At 70.5% G+C, this 17,835-nt stretch carries 14 protein-coding genes; 8 read left to right on the top strand and 6 right to left on the bottom strand.

Annotated elements, in window-relative coordinates; all coding sequences use genetic code 11:
* Positions 1-13: 13 nt before the first annotated feature.
* Together G7071_RS04925 and G7071_RS04920 are read left to right on the top strand one after the other, a co-directional pair.
* The gene (locus tag G7071_RS04925; protein ID WP_166315639.1) at positions 14-1,294 is read left to right on the top strand and encodes an L-lactate MFS transporter; all 1,281 of its coding nucleotides are present in this window, start codon (positions 14-16) and stop codon (positions 1,292-1,294) included.
* 28 nt (positions 1,295-1,322) lie between these two features.
* Positions 1,323-1,886, top strand: a complete 564-nt coding sequence (locus G7071_RS04920; RefSeq protein WP_166315636.1) for a TetR/AcrR family transcriptional regulator — start codon at positions 1,323-1,325, stop codon at positions 1,884-1,886.
* Here G7071_RS04920 and G7071_RS04915 read toward each other — a convergent pair.
* Complete coding sequence (locus G7071_RS04915; RefSeq protein WP_246210463.1) at positions 1,858-2,739, bottom strand: GTP-binding protein LepA; 882 nt, start codon at positions 2,737-2,739, stop codon at positions 1,858-1,860. The two genes, G7071_RS04920 and G7071_RS04915, sit on opposite strands and share 29 nt — an antisense overlap.
* Positions 2,740-2,763: 24 nt before the next feature.
* Between G7071_RS04915 and G7071_RS04910 the strand changes: the two genes are divergently transcribed.
* A complete protein-coding gene (locus G7071_RS04910; protein ID WP_246210462.1) occupies positions 2,764-4,161 on the top strand; it encodes an MFS transporter in 1,398 nt (465 codons plus the stop codon).
* Between the two features lie 24 nt (positions 4,162-4,185).
* The gene (locus tag G7071_RS04905; RefSeq protein ID WP_166315627.1) at positions 4,186-5,421 is read left to right on the top strand and encodes a M15 family metallopeptidase; all 1,236 of its coding nucleotides are present in this window, start codon (positions 4,186-4,188) and stop codon (positions 5,419-5,421) included.
* A gap of 179 nt (positions 5,422-5,600) precedes the next feature.
* Here the strand turns inward: G7071_RS04905 and G7071_RS04900 are convergent, their stop codons facing one another.
* Entirely contained in the window at positions 5,601-6,914 is a 1,314-nt protein-coding gene (locus tag G7071_RS04900; protein WP_206062905.1) for an MFS transporter, read from the bottom strand.
* A 131-nt stretch (positions 6,915-7,045) separates the two neighbouring features.
* Here G7071_RS04900 and G7071_RS04895 point away from each other — a divergent pair, with 131 nt between their 5' ends.
* Positions 7,046-8,008, top strand: a complete 963-nt coding sequence (locus G7071_RS04895; RefSeq protein ID WP_166315624.1) for an NADPH:quinone oxidoreductase family protein — start codon at positions 7,046-7,048, stop codon at positions 8,006-8,008.
* A 19-nt stretch (positions 8,009-8,027) separates the two neighbouring features.
* Here the strand turns inward: G7071_RS04895 and G7071_RS04890 are convergent, their stop codons facing one another.
* A complete protein-coding gene (locus G7071_RS04890) occupies positions 8,028-9,467 on the bottom strand; it encodes a hypothetical protein (RefSeq protein WP_166315618.1) in 1,440 nt (479 codons plus the stop codon).
* A gap of 50 nt (positions 9,468-9,517) precedes the next feature.
* Entirely contained in the window at positions 9,518-10,924 is a 1,407-nt protein-coding gene (locus tag G7071_RS04885; protein WP_166315615.1) for a hypothetical protein, read from the bottom strand.
* Between the two features lie 133 nt (positions 10,925-11,057).
* Between G7071_RS04885 and G7071_RS04880 the strand changes: the two genes are divergently transcribed.
* Positions 11,058-13,001, top strand: a complete 1,944-nt coding sequence (locus G7071_RS04880; RefSeq protein WP_166315612.1) for a M13 family metallopeptidase — start codon at positions 11,058-11,060, stop codon at positions 12,999-13,001.
* A 63-nt stretch (positions 13,002-13,064) separates the two neighbouring features.
* Here the strand turns inward: G7071_RS04880 and G7071_RS04875 are convergent, their stop codons facing one another.
* A complete protein-coding gene (locus G7071_RS04875; protein ID WP_166315609.1) occupies positions 13,065-13,826 on the bottom strand; it encodes a collagen-like domain-containing protein in 762 nt (253 codons plus the stop codon).
* Positions 13,827-13,938: 112 nt separating this feature from the next.
* Between G7071_RS04875 and G7071_RS04870 the strand changes: the two genes are divergently transcribed.
* Together G7071_RS04870 and G7071_RS04865 are read left to right on the top strand one after the other, a co-directional pair.
* The gene (locus tag G7071_RS04870; RefSeq protein ID WP_166315606.1) at positions 13,939-14,718 is read left to right on the top strand and encodes a 2-phosphosulfolactate phosphatase; all 780 of its coding nucleotides are present in this window, start codon (positions 13,939-13,941) and stop codon (positions 14,716-14,718) included.
* Between the two features lie 188 nt (positions 14,719-14,906).
* A complete protein-coding gene (locus G7071_RS04865) occupies positions 14,907-15,920 on the top strand; it encodes an SGNH/GDSL hydrolase family protein (RefSeq protein WP_166315603.1) in 1,014 nt (337 codons plus the stop codon).
* Between the two features lie 59 nt (positions 15,921-15,979).
* Here the strand turns inward: G7071_RS04865 and G7071_RS04860 are convergent, their stop codons facing one another.
* Positions 15,980-17,824 carry a hypothetical protein gene (locus G7071_RS04860; RefSeq protein ID WP_166315600.1) on the bottom strand — a complete coding sequence of 615 codons (1,845 nt, stop codon included), beginning with the start codon at positions 17,822-17,824 and terminating at the stop codon, positions 15,980-15,982.
* Positions 17,825-17,835: the final 11 nt, after the last annotated feature.

Raw genomic sequence — 17,835 nt, 5'->3', positions numbered from 1 at the left:
TGAGGAGTCGGACATGACGGACACCAGGGCAGCAGGGACGCGGACGATGAATCGCTGGCTGCTGGTCGCCGGCGCGCTGCTCCTCCAGCTCGCCATCGGCGGGGTCTATGCCTGGTCGGTCATCGGCGGGGCGCTCGAGAACGCCGAGTCGTGGGAGCTGAGCAAGGTGAGGGCGTCGCTGCCGTTCACCGTCACGATCGGGATGATCTTCATCGGCAGCTACATCGGGGGACGGCTCCAGGACAAGCGTGGGCCGCGCGTGGTGGCGCTGGCGGGAGGCGTCATCTACAGCGTGGGCATCCTGATGGCCTCGTTCTGCAACGGCGCCGACGACTACTGGCTGTTGATCGTGGGCTACGGCGTGATCAGCGGCTTCGGCCTGGGGTTCGCCTACATCGTGCCGATCGCGATGCTGCAGAAGTGGTTCCCCGACAAGAAGGGCCTGATCACGGGGCTGGCCGTCGGCGGCTTCGGCTTCGGGGCCGTGCTCACGGCACCCGTCGCGCAGTGGCTGATCGACCGGGACCCCGAGGACCCCACCAGCGCGTTCCTCCCACTGGGACTCGCCTACCTGGTGATGGCGCTGATCGGCGCGTCGGTCTTCCGCAACCCGCCGCAGGGCTACGTCGTCGCGGGCTACGACCCCCCTGCCCAGACCGCACGCGGCGCAGCCGGTGCCGACTTCACCCAGGGCGAGGCGCTGCGCACGCCCCAGTGGTATCTCCTCACCGCGATCCTCACCCTCAGCGTGAGCGCCGGGATCTCGCTGATCTCCCAGGCCAAGCTCAGTGCCACCGACATCGCCGGCTTCAGCGTCACCGGGGCCGCCGCGCTCGTGGGCGTCCTCGCGATCTTCAACGGAGCGGGCCGCGTCGTGTGGGCCGGGATCTCCGACAAGATCGGCCGGATGCGGACCTTCGCCGCCATCCTGGTCCTGCAGGGTGTCTGCCTGATCGCCCTGCCGCACGCGGAGAGCGCCGTGCTCTTCTCGATCCTCGCCGCGATCGTCTATCTCTGCTACGGCGGCACCTTCGGCACGATGCCGGCGACCGCGGGCGACTTCTTCGGGCTCAAGAACGCCGGCGCCATCTATGGCCTGATGCTCGTCGGCTGGAGCCTCGGCGGCATCCTCGGACCGGTCCTCGCGTCCGCCCTGATCGGCGAGGACAAGGCCTACACGGTCGCCTACACGACCGTGGGCGCCATCGCCCTGGCCGCGGTCGTGCTGACGTTCGTCACGAAGCCACCCGCCGCCCGGGGCGCACCCGCCGCGACCCGCTCCGCGTCGGTCTAGACTCCCGCGTCTGCCTAGACTCCCGTGCATGCCGCCGTCCCTGCGTGATCGCCTGGTCGCCGCCGCGGTGGAGATGACCACAAGCCAGGGCTGGGCCAAGGTGACGATGGCCGGGCTGGCCGCCGAGGTGGGCGTCAGCCGACAGACCGTCTACAACGAGATCGGCACCAAGAGCGCGCTGGCCGAGGCGATGACCCTTGCCGAGCTCGCCCGCTTCCTCGACCTCGTGGTGGCCGCCTTCGACCAACACCCCACCGACCTCCCGGCCGGGATCGAGACGGCGATCTGCGCCGTGCTGGAGCACGCCCAGGACAACCCACTGCTGCACGCGGTCGTGTCGGCGACGCACGGCGCCGACACCGAGCTGCTGCCGCTGCTCGTCACCAACGCCTCCCCGCTGCTGGAGGTGTCGAAGGCCCTGCTCACCGACCGGGTCGCGGCCTTCGATCCTCCCCTCACGCCCGGTCAGCTCGAGGCGGCGATCGACATGGTGGTCCGGGTCGTGCTCAGCCACGTGATGCAGCCGAGCGGGACCCCGGCGCAGACCGCCGCCGACATCGCCTTCATCGCCGGCCGGGTGCTCGCAGTCTGAGCGCGCGCTCCTGCGCCGCCTCGGCGGCGGAGCGGAAGGCAGCCAGGACGTATGGCGGCACCCGCATCCCCTCCTCGTGCGCCCACAGCAGGTCGCGCTCGACGCGGGAGATCGACTCCGCGAACGCGGTCACGTCGTCGTGGATGCCGAGGGTGCCCATGACGTCGCCGAAGTCGGCCCGCTGGTCGTCGTTGTTGACGCCGACCGGCGCGAACGAGATGGCTCGCAGGCGGCACACGAGCCAGGTCTGCCAGGTGGCCAGCTGTGCGGCCAGTCCGCGCGCGGAGAGCTGGTAGAAGGCGTAGTGGCCCGGCTCCTGTCGCTTGATCGGCGCCACGATCGTCTCGCTCACCGCGCGCTCGCCGAGCCCGCGCACCCCGTCGTGGAGCAGGTTGTAGGCGAGCACGGCTGAGCGCTCGGTCGCCATCCCGGTCAGGTAGTAAAGCATCCGGGTGACGTCCTGGAGCCTGTCGATGCGCCCGAGCGCCCCGAGCACCTTGACCTTGGCCGAGACCGTGTCGGTGTCGGGTGTGGCCGGAGGTCGTCCGAGTCGGGTCTGGAGCTGGTCGAGGATGAGCCCGTGCCGGATCTCCTGCGGCTGCCAGACGTCGGCATAGAAGCGTCGGTCCACCTCAGGAGGGTCGGGCAGCATCGTCATCAGCTCGAGCACGTTGCGGTCGACCTCGAGCTCCACGCGGGCCATGTAGTCCAGGACGTGACCGAAGCGGGTCGCCAGGGTGGCCGGGTCGCGGACCGTGAAGTCGACGCTGTCGAGGTCGATCGGCGGGTGCTCGTGCTCCAGCCGGTCGACATGGTCGACCAGCCGAACCTCGTCGAAGCGGAGGCGGGTCACGCCGGACATCCTAGAGTCGTGCACGTGACCTCTTCGGCGCCGCCGGCCCTGCGGATGGGTACGCCGAGCGGCCGGGCCGTCATCGCGGCGGCGGTCCTCGGCTCGGGGATGACCTGGCTGGACGCGACCGTGGTCAACGTCGCGCTCCGCTCGATCGGTGAGGACCTGGACGCCTCCCTGGCCCAGCTGCAGTGGATCAACAACGGCTATCTCGTCTCCCTCGCAGCGCTGATCCTGCTCGGGGGTTCGCTGGGTGACCGGCTGGGTCGGCGGCGGATGTTCGTGGTCGGCACCATCTGGTTCGCGCTGGCCAGCCTGCTGTGCGGTCTCGCCCCCAATGCCGAGACGCTGATCGTGGCCCGCGTCCTGCAGGGGATCGGCGGTGCGCTGCTGACGCCGGGCAGCCTGGCGATGATCCAGGGCGCCTTCGTCCCCGACGACCGGGGCAGGGCCATCGGCGCGTGGTCCGGGCTGGGCGGGGTGGCGGCGGCGATCGGGCCGTTCGTCGGAGGCGTGCTCGTCGACCACGCCTCGTGGCGCTGGGTGTTCCTGATCAACCTGCCGCTCGCGGTGGTCACGGTGCTGATCGCCATACGGTCCGTGCCGGAGACGCGCGACCCGACGGCCAGCGGCGACTTCGACGTCGTCGGGGCGGGTCTCGCCACGCTCGCGCTGGCCGCCATCACCTATGCGCTGATCGACTGGAACGCCGTCGGCGCCGGGGCGGCCGCCGTCGGCGGGCTGCTCGCGGCCGTCGCGTTCGTGCTCGTCGAGGGCCGCCGCACGTCGCCGATGATGCCGCCGGCGTTGTTCCGCGACCGCACCTTCAGCGCCGCCAACGCGATGACCCTGCTCGTCTATGCGGCGCTCGGCGCGATGTCCTTCTTCCTGGTGCTCCAGCTGCAGACCGTGAGCGGCTACAGCGCCCTCGAGGCCGGGCTCGCGTCGATGCCGATCACGGTCTGCATGCTGCTGCTGGCGGCCAAGGGCGGTGAGCTCGGCAGCCGGATCGGGCCGCGCATCCCGATGACGGTCGGGCCGGTCGTCATGGCGATCGGCACCGCCCTGGTCGTCGGCGTCGACGAGGACGTCGACTACTGGCTCGAGGCCTTCCCGGGGCTGACCGTCTTCGGTCTCGGCCTGGCCCTGATGGTCGCGCCGCTGACCGCGACCGTGCTGGCCGCGGCCCCCGACGACAAGGCAGGCATCGCCAGCGGCGTCAACAACGCGGTGGCCCGAGCCGGGTCGCTGATCGCGGTGGCGGCGCTGCCGACGGCCGTCGGCCTCTCCGGTGAGGACTACGCCGACCCGTCGGTGTTCGCATCGGCATACCCCGTCGCGATGTGGGCCTGCACGGTGCTGCTCGTGCTCGGTGGTCTCGTGTCCTGGCTGACGATTCCCGCCGCTGGGCGCGAAACGTAGGCTGGGTCGGTCGAGGGAGGGTCCATGGCACGACGTGCACACGTGGCGATCGCTGCCGCCGTGCTCCTGCTCGCGACCGCCTGCGGCGACGAGCCCAGCGCCGAGGCCCCGAGCCCGTCGCCCTCCGCGAGCGTCTCCTCCCCGGAGGCCTCCGCGGCGCAGGGCCGCAAGGGTACGAAGGCGAGCCCCGCGTCGAGCGAGACCCCCACCGTCGCCGACCCCGAGCACGCCGTCGAACCGCCCGGACCCCGCGAGGGCCGCCTGGTCTACGCCGACCTGATGATCAAGGACCAGGACGCGCTCGACGACGAGCTGATCGAGGAGATCAACTCCCTCAAGAGCGTCCGGCGCTCGCTGGTGCTCTCGCTCGGCGACGTCGGCATCGAGAACAGGGTCATCAACATCGGCGCCGTCGACCCGTCGACATACCGCAACTTCACGCCCTTCGCGTCTGCCGAGCTCCAGTCGCAGTGGGACCGGGTGGCGGGCGGCGAGGTGGCGATCGACCAGGCGCTCGGCAAGCGGCTGCAGGACGACGAGGGCTACCTCAAGCTCGGCAACGACGAGGACGCACCCAAGGTGCACATCGGCGCCTATGCCCCGCAGGTGCCGCAGATCGATGCGGTGGTGAACGAGAAGTGGGGCGAGGAGCTCGGCATCCCGAGCGACAACGCGATGCTCGTGTGGACCGGCACCGACTCACCGCGCTTCGTGATGGAGGACCTGCAGAAGATCGTCGGCGACTCCGCGGCGGTCTCCATCCTGGGTCCTGACCTCGACCCCGGCGCCAAGCAGACCGCCGTGCTGACGGGTGGCTCGGTGGCCGAGGCGGTCGGCACCTTCCGCTACACGGTGCTCGGCGGGGGCCGGATCGCTCCCGACCAGTCGTGGGTCGACGCCAACATCCGGACCGAGCCCGTGCCGATCCTGGGCAACGTCACCTGCCACAAGGTCGTCCTGCCCCAGCTGCGCGCGGCGCTCCTGGAGATCCAGAACACGGGCCTGGCCAAGGAGATCAACCCCGGCGAATATGCCGGTTGCTACTACCCCCGCTTCATCGCCAACACCCAGCAGCTGTCCTTGCACTCCTTCGGGATCGCGCTGGACCTCAACGTGCCCGGCAACCTGCGCGGCACGGTCGGTGAGATGAACCGAGCCGTGGTGGCGATCTTCAAGGACTGGGGCTTCGCCTGGGGTGGCGACTGGGGCTACACCGACCCGATGCACTTCGAGATGAACGCGATCGTCGACCCCGAGTGATCGCGGAGCGGCGGAGCGGCGGAGCGGCGGACCCGGACCCCGCTCGCTCGCCGCTCGCCGCTCGCGCTTGTAACGCGCTGTCCGGTGCACCTTCGCGTCGTTGGTACGGCGCACAAGCGCATGTGACAGCGCGTTACAGCGGGTGCCGCGGCCGCAGCGAGGACCACCACGAGGATCGGCTAGCGCAGCGGGTGGGCCAGCTCGTCGGCGGGCAGCCGGGCCAGCGAGATCGCCAGGACGGCGAAGACGACCGGAGCCAGACCGGCGATGAAGAACGTGGTCCGGAGCCCGATCGCGTCGGAGACCGGCCCGGCGAGCGCCATCGAGACTGGCATCAGCGAGATCGAGACGAAGAAGTCGAGGCTTGCGACCCGGCCGAGGAGCTCGGGGGGCACCCGGCGCTGCAGGAGGGTGCCCCAGATGACCATCGGCGCGGAGAAGAGCGCCCCGATCACGAAAGCGGCGACGACCACCTGCCACACCGCGTCGGCCAGCCCGATGGCCAGGAAGGGCAGCGACCCGAGCCCCCAGCCGAGGTTCATCCAGGTGAGGTAGCGACGAGGCATCCGCACCGAGGCCATCACGAGCGATGCGAGCGCCCCGCCGATCCCGAAGGCCACCAGGACATAGGAGTGGTCGTCAGGTCCGCCGCCGAGCCGGTCCTTGATCAGGAACGGGATGAGCACCTCGAGCGGGCCCATGATCACCAGCACCATCAAGGAGGCAGAGAGCAGCGTGGCCAGGAGCCAGGGGGTGCGCATCATGTAGGCGAAGCCCTCGCGCATGTCGCGCACCGCCGAGCGGATCGGATGGGTGGCGTGGTCCTCGTCGAGGGTGCGACGCAGCGGGGTCTGCGGCACCCGCAGCAGCATCAGCAGGCCGACTCCTCCCGCGATGGCCGCGACGGCGAAGGCGGCTCCGGGACTGGCCATCGCGACGACGGCACCAGCCACCGCCGGGCCGAAGGCCTGCCCGATGGCCGGTCGCACCATCCCCTCGAAGCCGTTGACCGCCTGCAGGTCGGACTCGGCGACGAGCGCCGGCAGCCAGGCGGAGTAGGCCGGGTAGTAGAAGGCCATCCCCATGCCGGTGACGAAGGAGATCGCGGCCAGGATCGCCAACCGGTCGAGGTCGAGGCTCGACAGGGCGGCGATCGTCCCCATGCCGACGACCTCCACGGCGGCGACCACGAGCAGGATCTGCTTCTGCGGGACCCGGTCGGCGACCACGCCCGCCAGCAGTGCGGGGATGACGACGCCGATCGCCGACGCCGTCGAGACCACCGACAGCTGGGCGGCTCCTCCGCCCATCCGGATGACCTCCCACACGAGGCCGACGATCCACATGCCGTGCGCGAAGGAGGTGCAGACCATGGCCAGCGCAAGCCAGCGATAGCCGGGCGAGCGGAAGGGGGTCAGTGCTCGGGGGAGCCGCCGGCCGACCTGCTGGTCGCCGACGGTGTCCTGCACTGCGTCGACGAACGGATCGGTCACGGTCGCCAGTGTGGCTGACGGGGCCGACAGCGGCGAGCGGTTTGTTCTGGACAGTCCGTGTCAATCCGCACCCTCCGCCCCGTCGGAGAGGTGCGGATTGATGCGGACCATCGCCGCAGTAGCCTCGGCGCATGCGCGCCGTACAAGTCCAGACGCCCACCGGTCCCGCCGACGTCGTCGTCAACGAGGTCCCCGAGCCGACCCCCGGGCCCGGTGACGTGCTCGTCGAGGTGCACAGCGTGGGGATCTCCTTCCCCGACCTCCTGCTCAGCCGCGGCGAATACCAGCTCAAGCCCGAGCCGCCCTTCACCCTCGGTGTCGACTTCGCCGGCACGGTGGTCAGCGGCGGCGGCTTCGAGCCCGGCCAGCGGGTGGCCGGGGTCAACGCGTATGGCGGCGCAGCCGAGCTGGTCGCCAACCCGTCGATGTTCACCTTCGCCCTGCCCGACTCGTTGTCCTTCGACGAGGGCGCCGCCCTGCCGATGAACTACCTCACCGCCCAGTTCGCCCTCAAGGACAGGGGCGACATCAAGTCCGGTGAGACGGTGCTCGTGCACGGTGCCGCGGGCGGTGTCGGCACGGCCACGATCCAGGTCGCCAAGGGGTATGGCGCGCGCACCATCGCCGTCGTCAGCACCGAGGACAAGGCACAGGTCGCGCGCGACGCCGGCGCAGACGAGGTGGTCCTGGTCGACGGGTTCAAGGACGCCGTCAAGGACCTCACCGGCGGTCGCGGGGTCGACATCGTCCTCGACGTCGTGGGTGGCGACCTGTTCACCGACTCCCTGCGCTCGCTGGCCGAGCAGGGCCGCCTGCTGGTCGTCGGCTTCGCTGCCGGCCAGGGCATCCCCGAGGTCAAGGTCAACCGGCTGCTGCTCAACAACATCGATGTCCGCGGCGTCGGCTGGGGTGGTTATGCGATGACCCGTCCGGGCTTCATGCAGGAGCAGTGGCAGGAGCTGTTGCCGATGATCGAGACCGGCGTGGTGAAGCCGCCCATCGGCTCGACACACGCGATCGACGGCTTCGGCCAGGCCCTGCTCGACATGGACGAGCGACGGACGCTCGGCAAGTCGGTCGTGCGCCTGCGGTGACCCTGGGGCGGGGCGACGCTCAGCCCTTGACCTTCAGCTTGAGCCGGGCGGGCTCGTAGCCGCCCTTGGCCGCCTTGAAGACGACCTTCCCCTTCTTCCTCGGCTCGTACTTGATGACGCACACGCCCGTGGCCCTGGTCCTGCACGAGAAGCCGCCGCCCTTGACCTTCACGCCCTGCACGCCCTTGCCGCCCTCGGTCACCTTGAACTTCACCTTGGTCACCAGCCCGACCTTGGCCTTCTTCTTCGACGACCTCAGGGTCAGGGCGGGGTCCACCACCGTGGCATGGACGCGCGAGGTGGCGCTGTCGTTGACCAGGAGCACGGCGCCGTCCTCCGACCCGTTGATCGCCAGGTCGCGCAGGTCGCTGCCGGCAGGCGCGCCCGCGTCGCCCGGCACACCTGTCGCGAAGCCGGTCGGTCCGGTGCGGGTGAAGCTCGTGTCACCGCTCTCGGTGGTCCAGCCGAGCCACAGCCGGCCCGAGGGCGTCGCGGACATGGAGATCCGATCGGCGCCCACGCTGCCCGGCACCTTGGTCGCTGAAGTGCTGCCGACCTCCCACAGGCCCACGCTGGCGTCGAGGTAGCCGAGAGGGTAGGCCACGACGACGCCGCCACCGGGTCGCGCCACCATGGCCACCGTCTGGTCGGGGGCCGAGGAGTCGTCGCCGACGCTGGACCCCGGCGCCTTCATGATGGCGCCGACGCTCGGGTGGATCTGCTGGACGAAGATCCCGGAGGTGCTCGCGTCGCCGCCGTTCTGATACCAGGCCATGAAGACGTCGTCCCCGGAGCTGACCAGCGACGTGTGATAGCTGCAGCAGTCGGCCATGGTCGTGCTCTGGTCCTCGGGCGCCGTGTTGCGGGCTGCCGGGTCGGTGGTCTCGATGGCGCCGACCCGCCAGGCGTGGCTGCCGAGGGCAGGCACGGCGGTCACCGGCGTGCCGTCCGCGAGCAGCGTGGCGCCGAGACCGTAGGCGGCGTAGACCGAGTTGTTCTTGGTCAGGGCGCGGGTGCCGAGGGTCCACGCCGACCCGGAGGCGTCCGAGGTGGCCTCGGCTGCCCGGCCGTCCCCGGTGGGTCCTTCCCCGAGCCCACCGAACACGACCCGGAGCCCACCGGAAGGCGTGACCATCGCGGGATAGATCGACGCGACTCCGCTGCCGGGCGTGACCACGGTGCTGTGGGATGCCACGCCCCCGGCAGAGGTCAGGGCGGTGTGGACGATGCTGCCGTCCTGGCGGTAGAACGCGTGGACGACCCCGTCGGCGGTGCGGGCGGTGCTGATCTCGGCCAGGCTGTCGACCGGTCCGCTGTTCACGGCCGTCCAGCCAACGCTGCTCGATCGTGCGGATGACGGGCCGCTGGGGCTGTCCGCGCCGACGGCCGGAGTGAGCGAGGCGACCGTGAGGCACAGGGCGGAGAGGAGGGTGAGACCGACGGGACGGCGCAGGTTCATGGCAGAGCTCCGGGTGTGCGGGGACCTTGGTGGGGGAGGTGGTGGACGGATCAGCGCTTGACCTTCAGCTTCACCGTCGTGTCGACATAGCCGGCCTTGGTCGCCCTGGCCTTGATCTTCTTCGGCCGTGGGTAGGCGCGGAACCGGATCTGGCACTTCCCCGAGCCGTTGGTGGAGCACCTCTTGCCCGCGGCGCGGACCAGCACCCCGGCGACCGCGCCGTCGACGTCGGTGACCTTGAACCTCACCCGCTGGACGCGTCCCACACGCCAGCGGCGTGGCGAGGCCTTGAGGATCATCTGCGCCTCGACCGACTGGGCGTGCATCCGGGTCGGGTCGCCGGCGGCGTTCGCGGTCAGGACCACCTCGGCGCGGAGGGCACCGGCGCTGCTGACCTCCAGCCCGAACGTGCTGTACATGTCATCGAGCCGGGTGGGGCTGCGGTCGATGTTCCAGCCCGACGCGGCGACGCGCGAGGCGCGGGGGGTGTAGCCGATCGGCCCCTGTGCGGCCACCCACAGGTGGCCGTCCGGCAGGGCCGCCAACGCCACGTTGTTGGGGCCGTCCATGCCCCGGACCGAGTAGGTGCGGCCGGTCAGGATGTCCCACAGCACCACCTTGTCGGCGATCGCGTATGCCGCCACCGGACCGACTCCCGGACGGTCGACGACGGCGACCGGTGCGCCGGTGCTGGTCTGCGAACCGGGGGCTCGCACGGGTGCGCCGAGGGACGGCCACACCTGACGGGCGAAGATCCCGCCGCCGCGGTGGCTCTCGTAGACGACGTGGACGCTCGCCCCCGAGGCGACCAGGGAGGCCGCCATCGCGTCGTGGTCGGTGAACTCCTGCACGGTCGAGCCCGGCAGGGCTGCCTCCGGCACCACACCCACGTTCCAGTGGAAGCCCCCGGTGTCGCCATACCCCGTGATCGGCGTCCCGTCCGGCAGGTGGGCCATGGTGACGCCGCCGTCGGTGGTGCCCTTGGCGAGCACCTCGCGCGGGACGACCCACGAGGCGCCACCGTCGGACGAGACGGCGGTGTAGACGCCCTTGTAGGAGAAGAAGTCGGCCGTGCTCCCGTCGATCGAGCCACGGAAGGCCAGACGCAGGCTGCCGTCGCCGTTGACGCCGAGGTCGACCGGGGTGCTGAGCTGCGACCAGTCGCTCGCGAGGATCCGGGTCACCGGTCCCTGGGTGCCGGTCGGCGAGATCGTGGTGTGCTCGTAGTTGTGGGTGCGATCGGCGTTGTCGACCAGCCAGACCACGTGTTGCATCCCGTCGGCGGTGCGGGTGACGCTCGCGCGTGCGAAGTTGGGCGAGGCGCTCGAGGTCAGCGGCGCCCAGGAGCCAGTGGTGACCCGCTCGGCGGACGGGTCGGCGAGCGCCCCTGCACCCACCGAGGGAGCCAGCAAGATCGCGGACGCAGCGAGAACGGCAGTCAGTCGACGCAGGTGCATGTGAGTCTCCCCGTGATGAGCGGCCCCTGCTGGGATCACAGGACACAATGGCACCGACAGGCAGCCATGTGCGCCCTGGTCTGGACCACCTGTCCCGGAGGTCGGCGTGGCCCTGCGCGTTAGGGTCGGACCCGTGACGATCCTCGATGACGCCCGCCCGGGCATGAACCCCGACATCCGTCCCCAGGACGACCTTTTCGGCCACGTCAACGGACGTTGGCTCGACGAGACACAGATCCCCAGCGACCGCTCCAGCTGGGGCCCGTTCGTGGAGCTTGCCGACATCGCCGAGGCGCAGGTGCGCGACATCATCACCGAGATCGCCCAGAAGCCGTCGGACCAGCTCGATGAGGAGTCGCGCAAGATCGGCGACCTCTTTGCATCCTTCATGGACGAGGCGGCCATCGACCGCGCCGGCACCCGTCCCATCCAACGGCTCGTCACGGCGGTCGAGGCCCTGCGGGACGTGCGCGACCTGGCGGCCTTCCTCGGCGAGTTCGAGCGCATCGGCGGGGCGGGGCTCTTCGGCTCCTACGTCGACACCGACGACCGCAACTCCGACCGTTATCTCTTCCACATCACCCAAGGTGGCCTCGGCCTGCCCGACGAGAGCTACTACCGCGACGACAAGTTCGCCGAGGTCCGCGAGAAGTACGTCGCCTACCTGACCCGGCTCCTCGAGCTCGGTGGCCACGACGACGCCGCAGCAGCCGCCCAGACCGTGCTCGAGATCGACACCCGCCTGGCCAAGGGCCACTGGGAGCGCTCCGAGACCCGGGACGTGCAGAAGACCTACAACCTGACGACCCTCGAGGAGCTCAAGGCGCTGGCGCCCGGCTTCGACTGGGACGCCTATGTCACCAACCTCGGCGGCAACGAGCAGACGCTGGCCGAGTCGTGCGTGCGACAGCCCTCCTATCTCGCCCACCTGTCCACGGTGCTCGACGAGGTCCCGATCGAGGACTGGAAGTCGTGGCTGCTCACCCACGTGCTGCGCAGCGCGGCGGCCTACCTCCCCAACGAGTTCGTCGAGACCAACTTCGACTTCTATGGCCGCACCCTCAACGGCACCCCCGAGCTGCGCGAGCGCTGGAAGCGCGGTGTCTCGCTGGTCGAGGGCGCGCTCGGCGAGGCCGTCGGCAAGGTCTATGTCGATCGGCACTTCCCGCCGGAGGCCAAGAAGCAGATGGACGAGCTGGTCGACAACCTGCTCAAGGCCTATCGCGTGTCGATCGAGGCCCTGGACTGGATGACCGAGGAGACCAAGCAGCGCGCCTACGACAAGCTGGACACCTTCCGGCCCAAGATCGGCTATCCCGACAAGTTCCGCGACTACTCCAAGCTCGAGATCCGGGCCGACGACCTGATGGGCAACATCGCGGCCTCGGCGGCCTTCGAGACCGACCGGGAGCTGGGCAAGATCGGCTCGCCGGTCGACCGCGACGAGTGGTTCATGCTCCCGCAGACCGTCAACGCCTACTACAACCCGGGCACCAACGAGATCTGCTTCCCGGCCGGGATCCTGCAGAAGCCGTTCTTCGCCGCCGACGCCAAGCCGGCGGAGAACTACGGCGGCATCGGTGCGGTCATCGGCCACGAGATCGGCCACGGGTTCGACGACCAGGGGGCGCAGTACGACGGCTCCGGCAACCTCAACGACTGGTGGACCGCCGACGACAAGGCGGCCTTCGAGGTCAAGACCAAGGCACTGATCGAGCAGTACGACGGGTTCGAGCCGCGCAACCTGCCCGGCGAGAAGGTCAACGGAGAGCTGACGGTCGGGGAGAACATCGGCGACCTCGGTGGCCTGACCATCGGCCACAAGGCCTTCCTCATCGCCTGCGGCGGCGAGGCCTCGGCCGAGGACCGCCAGGCCCTGTTCATGAACTGGGCCTATTGCTGGCGCACCAAGCGGCGCAAGGAGCAGGACCTGCAATACCTCACGATCGACCCGCACTCGCCGCCGGAGTTCCGGGCCAACATCGTGCGCAACCTCGACGAGTTCCACGAGGTCTTCGAGACCACGCCCGACGACGCGCTCTGGCTCGACCCCGAGGAGCGCGTCCGGATCTGGTGATCGTCACGCACGTACGGCGCCGCCCGACTACGCGGTCGAGCGGCGCCGTACGTCTTGGCTGTCTCAGCTTGCGACCGTGGCGCAGACGAGGTCGAGGCTGAGGTTGTTCGCCGTCAGTCCGAGCACGGTCGGGAGCGCCATCACCTTGAACTCGGTGGGGCTGACGCGCGAGACCTGAGTGACGATGTTCGGGACCAGGGTGGTCGTGCCGCCCGTCGCTGCCAGGGCCTGCTTGCCCGTGGGGCACGCCGCGGTGAGCGTCGTGGGGGTCAAGGTGAGGAGGCCGACCGCCACGGGCGTGGGTGAGACGATCTCGAACCCACTGATGCCGGGAAGGCCGTCCACCCCGTTGACCCCGTCCACGCCCGGGAGGCCACGCGGGCCGGTCAAGCCGGTCAGGCCCTGGATGCCCTGCGGGCCGGCCGGGCCGATCGCGCCGGTGAGGCCCTGAATGCCCTGCTGGCCGGCCGGGCCGATCGCGCCGGTGAGGCCCTGGATGCCCTGGTCGCCGGCCTCGCCGATGAGGCCCTGGATCCCCTGTTCGCCGGTCGCGCCCTTGGACCCGGTCTCGCCCTTGGGCCCGGCTGGACCTGTCGCGCCGGCCGGACCGGCAGCGCCGCGCAGCTTCTTCTTCGCCGCGGGGGAGAGGTCCTTGGCCGCGAGCGAGCGGTTCTTGATGTCCTTGGTCGTGATCGAGTTGTCCTTGATCTGCTTGCCCGTGATCACGAGGGCAGCTGTCGCGCCGGCGCCGGCGGAGATGACCAGCATGAGACCAGCGACGGCGAGGACGATCACGTGGGACGAGATCGACTTGTGACTTGGCATGGAGACCTCCGCGGACAAGGGATGAAGTTGTCGCGAGGCTAGGCAGTTACGGCACAGCCGTCAGCCGATTGGAGATTTTGGTCACGGGGTGCAGCTGTTGTTGGATCAGCGCGTGTTCAAGCACGGCCACGACCAGTCCGCCCACCGCGTGCGTTGCGAGTGGGGACCCACCGGAGCCGTCGCGATCCCTGCCGACCACGCGGTCGTGGTGGACGTCTTGTCCTTCACCACCACGCTCACGGTGGCTCTCGAGCACGGGATCGAGGTCTTCCCCTACAGCTGGAAGGGAGCCGGGGCCGCCCAGCACGCGCTCCGCCATGCAGCGACGCTGGCCGTGGGCCGGTTCGAGGCGCTGTCGCGCGCGGACGCCCGGCACGTGTCCCTCTCGCCCGCGAGCATCGCCGCATCCAGGGGGCTGGCCGGCGGCATCGAGCGGTTGGTCCTCCCCAGCCCCAACGGCTCGACGATCGCGTTCGCCCTGGCCGAGGCGGGCGCCGGCGTGCTGGGCGCCTGCCTGCGCAACGCCGACGCGGTGGCGGCGTGGCTGGCGCCCAGGCTCTCCGAGGGCACGACGTGCGCCCTGATCCCCGCCGGTGAGCGCTGGCCGGACGACTCGCTACGGCCCGCCATCGAGGACCTGTGGGGCGCGGGGGCCGTCCTGGCCGGCCTGGTCGACCGCGGGGTGGAGGGACTGAGCCCTGAGGCACGTGCGGCGGAGCAGGCATTCCGCGCCGTCCGCCCGTCGCTGCCCGGCGAGCTGGCTGCTTGTGCCAGCGGGGTCGAGCTCATCGAGGCAGGCTTCTCCGACGACGTGGTCGTCGCCGGACAGCTGGACGCCAGCGACGTGGTGCCGCTGCTGGTCGGTGAGTCCTTCACCGCCGTACGCCACTGACGCCTGCCTCCTCGTCCGCACCGCGCAGGATCACCCTGCGTTGAGCCGGCTCGCTGACTGTGGCTTCGGTGTCACCCGGTGACACCGAAGCCACAGTCTGTCGTCGTGGGGAGGTCGACGGCGTCGGTCGAGCGGCCTAGTGTGATCGCGGTCACACTCGGGTGGCCCGTCATCTCGGAGGCATACGCATGCTCACAACCACGCGTCGGGCGGCGCTGCTCCTCAGCGCCCTGCTTGCCCTGCTCGGCTCGCTCCTCGCCGCCCCGGCGCAGGCGGCAGCGCCGTCCTACGTCGCCCTGGGCGACTCCTACTCCTCAGGCACCGGCACCCGGTCCTACATCGCTGACGGCACCAGCTGCCAGCGCTCCACCCTGGCCTACCCCAGCCTGATCGCCGCTGCCAGCGGCTATGCCCTGAACTTCCGGGCGTGCTCCGGGGCCACCGTCCCCGATGTCACCAACACCCAGCTCTCCGCCCTGACCAGCGCGACGAACTACGTCACGATCTCGGTCGGCGGCAACGACGCCGGATTCGCCGACGTGCTGACCGAGTGCGCCAAGCCGGGTTGGATGAGCAGCTGCGACGCACGCATCAACACCGCCCAGGCGTTCATCAACAACACCCTGCCGTCGCGCCTCAACACCCTCTACGCCAGCATCCGGAGCCGCGCGCCCTACGCCAAGGTGGTCGTCGTCGGCTATCCGCGCATCTTCAACGGCGAGGACTGCAACGCCATGACGTGGTTCTCCCCGGCGGAGGAGACCCGCCTCAACCAGACCGCAGACCTGCTCAACTCGCGGCTGGGGGCGGCGGCGTCCGCCGCCGGCTTCTCGTTCGGCAACCCGACCAGCCGCTTCGTGGGTCACGCCGTGTGCGACGACGCCGAGTGGATCAACGGCCTCTCCAACCCGGTCAGCGAGAGCTATCACCCCAAGGGCGTCGGACACTCGTCCGGCTACACGCCGACGGTCAGCCCGCTGCTGACCGGGACGAGCGTCGCGGTCAGTGCCCGGGTCCGGGCCGATGCGTCGTCCGGCGCCTCGCAGCAGGCGTCACTGCAACGGACGTATGCCGACGCCGACCGCTCGATCCGGCCGAAGTCGTTCGTCGCGCCCGACCTGTCGTCGCCGCAGGCTCGCCGGGCCGCACGCCGGGCGGGGATCGACCTCGACCGGTTCATCGCCCGGTCCCAGCGGCGCTGACCCGTCGCCGCGGCCGTCACCGGCCCGCAGGCTCTGCTGCGGGTCGGTGGCGCGGACGTCTAGCCCTTCACCTTGCCCTTCACCTTCACCGTCACGGTGCGCGTCGAGACACCGGGCGCTGCGAGGGTGATGCGGACGCTGATCTTCTTGCCGCGGAGCGCACTCGTCAGCTTGAGGCGGGGTCTCGTCGCCTTCTTGATCGCCTTGGACCCGGCTCGCCACTGATAGGTCACCTTCGCGGGGGCCGGCTGCCACGTCCCGGGGCGGGCCTTGAGTGTCGTGCCCACGATCGGCTTGCCCTTCACCTTCGGCTCCACCACGGCGACGAACGCCGAGGGCAGGGGAGCCGGCGCTGCCGGGACGGACGACGCCGGGGGCACCGGCGCCGGAGCGGTGACGGTCGGGGAGGGTGACGGCGAGCTGGTGGTCGTCGTCGGGCTCGTCGGTGTGGGCGACGGAGTGGCGCTGCCGGTGAAGGAGGCAGCCTCGACGGTGTAGCGGTTGGGAGTGCCGCCGTGGTTGCGACGCCAGACGATGACGGCCTCGTCGGCGATCCCGGCCTCGAGGGCAGCCGCCGTGTCGGACCTGCCGTCGGTCGTGTAGCGCGAGATCAGCCTCTCGCCGGACCAGGTGGAGGACCCGGGGGGAAGCTGGGTCACATAGATGTTGGCCAGGGAGCCGAAGCCCTGGTCGTAGGTCTGGGAGACCGCCCCGTCGGAGTGGATGGTCAGATCAGGTCGGAAGGCGCCGTACTGCGGGTCCTCGACCGGATCCATCAGGTCGCTCCACCCCGATCCTGACCTCCACACCGAGGTGCCGACGCGGGTCACGGAGTCCTGCCCCTCCTCGACCGCCTCGGAGTAGTAGGTGTTGACCGCGGCGACACCCGCACGGACGGCGAGGTCGGCGATCAGCATGTGCTTGGAGATCTGGTCGGGCGCCTGACTGGGGTCGGCGAAGGTGCGCACGTCACCTCCCTTGTTGACCCGGACGACCGCGTCGCCCGAGGAGTTCTCGGTCCAGGCCTCGACGAAGCCGCCTGCGGCGGCCGGGTCACCCGCGACGCGCGGGTTCTCGGGCTGGGGGTAGGAGGCGTCGATGCTGGTGATCGGCGTGATCGCCGTCCAGCCGGTGGAGGTCGTGCGGCTGGTGCGCATCAGCCGGTAGCGGGTCCCGAACGTGGACTCCGAGTGAGCCTCCATCCGCATCAGGACCCGGGCGGCGCCCGCTCCGTCGGCAGCGATCGCGATGGAGGAGACGTCGCGCTGCTCCTGGTCGCCGACGACCGCGATGTGTCCGGTGTCGGAGATGTGGACCTCTCCCGACCAGCCGCCGGTGCCGCCCGTGCCGGCATAGGCCCGCCGGGTCGTGTCCGGAAGACCGGGAGTGCCGTCGGGCGCGACGTAGGCCGACACGGCCGTCCCGTCGGACATGACTGCCACCCCGAAGTCGCCGGAGGTGTCGACCCCGTGGACGAGGCCGCCGAACGCCGAGGGGTCGCTCCACGCCGGTGACGCAGCGGCGCGATAGCTGCCCCACAGCACGTGCTCGCTCCGGACGGCGTCGAAGCGACGGAAGACGACCGCGGCGTCGCCGGCCTCGTTGACGTCGAAGTCGAGTCCCGTCACCCCGCTGGATCCGGTGGTGATCGCCGTCGGGACCGACCAGGTCCCACCTGCCGGTCGCTCCGCCGACCACAGCTGGGCAAGCCCGGACTCGCCGACCTCGGACCAGATCGCCACCGCGCGACCCGAGCTGTCGACCTGCACCTGTGGTGAGCCGACGCTGCCGGGTCCGGAGATCGTCACCGGTGCCGTGGGTGTGATCGCCGCCTGCGCCGGCAGCAGCAACGCCGCAGCCAGGGTCGAGGCCACGGCTGAGACGAGCAGTGGGCGAGCGCGCATGACAGGCCTCC

Origin of the sequence: Nocardioides piscis, assembly GCF_011300215.1 — a bacterium.
Taxonomy (GTDB): domain Bacteria; phylum Actinomycetota; class Actinomycetes; order Propionibacteriales; family Nocardioidaceae; genus Nocardioides; species Nocardioides piscis.
The sequence above is the reverse complement of the archived record's forward strand: the minus strand, read 5'-3'. Positions and strand labels throughout refer to the sequence as shown.

Coding starts and splice junctions, on each gene's coding strand:
- G7071_RS04925 (WP_166315639.1), top strand. CDS start 14: ATGACGGACACCAGGGCAGCAGGGACGCGGACGATGAATCGCTGGCTG.
- G7071_RS04890 (WP_166315618.1), bottom strand. CDS start 9,467: ATGAACCTGCGCCGTCCCGTCGGTCTCACCCTCCTCTCCGCCCTGTGC.
- G7071_RS04885 (WP_166315615.1), bottom strand. CDS start 10,924: ATGCACCTGCGTCGACTGACTGCCGTTCTCGCTGCGTCCGCGATCTTG.
- G7071_RS04860 (WP_166315600.1), bottom strand. CDS start 17,824: ATGCGCGCTCGCCCACTGCTCGTCTCAGCCGTGGCCTCGACCCTGGCT.
- G7071_RS04875 (WP_166315609.1), bottom strand. CDS start 13,826: ATGCCAAGTCACAAGTCGATCTCGTCCCACGTGATCGTCCTCGCCGTC.
- G7071_RS04905 (WP_166315627.1), top strand. CDS start 4,186: ATGGCACGACGTGCACACGTGGCGATCGCTGCCGCCGTGCTCCTGCTC.
- G7071_RS04865 (WP_166315603.1), top strand. CDS start 14,907: ATGCTCACAACCACGCGTCGGGCGGCGCTGCTCCTCAGCGCCCTGCTT.
- G7071_RS04920 (WP_166315636.1), top strand. CDS start 1,323: ATGCCGCCGTCCCTGCGTGATCGCCTGGTCGCCGCCGCGGTGGAGATG.
- G7071_RS04895 (WP_166315624.1), top strand. CDS start 7,046: ATGCGCGCCGTACAAGTCCAGACGCCCACCGGTCCCGCCGACGTCGTC.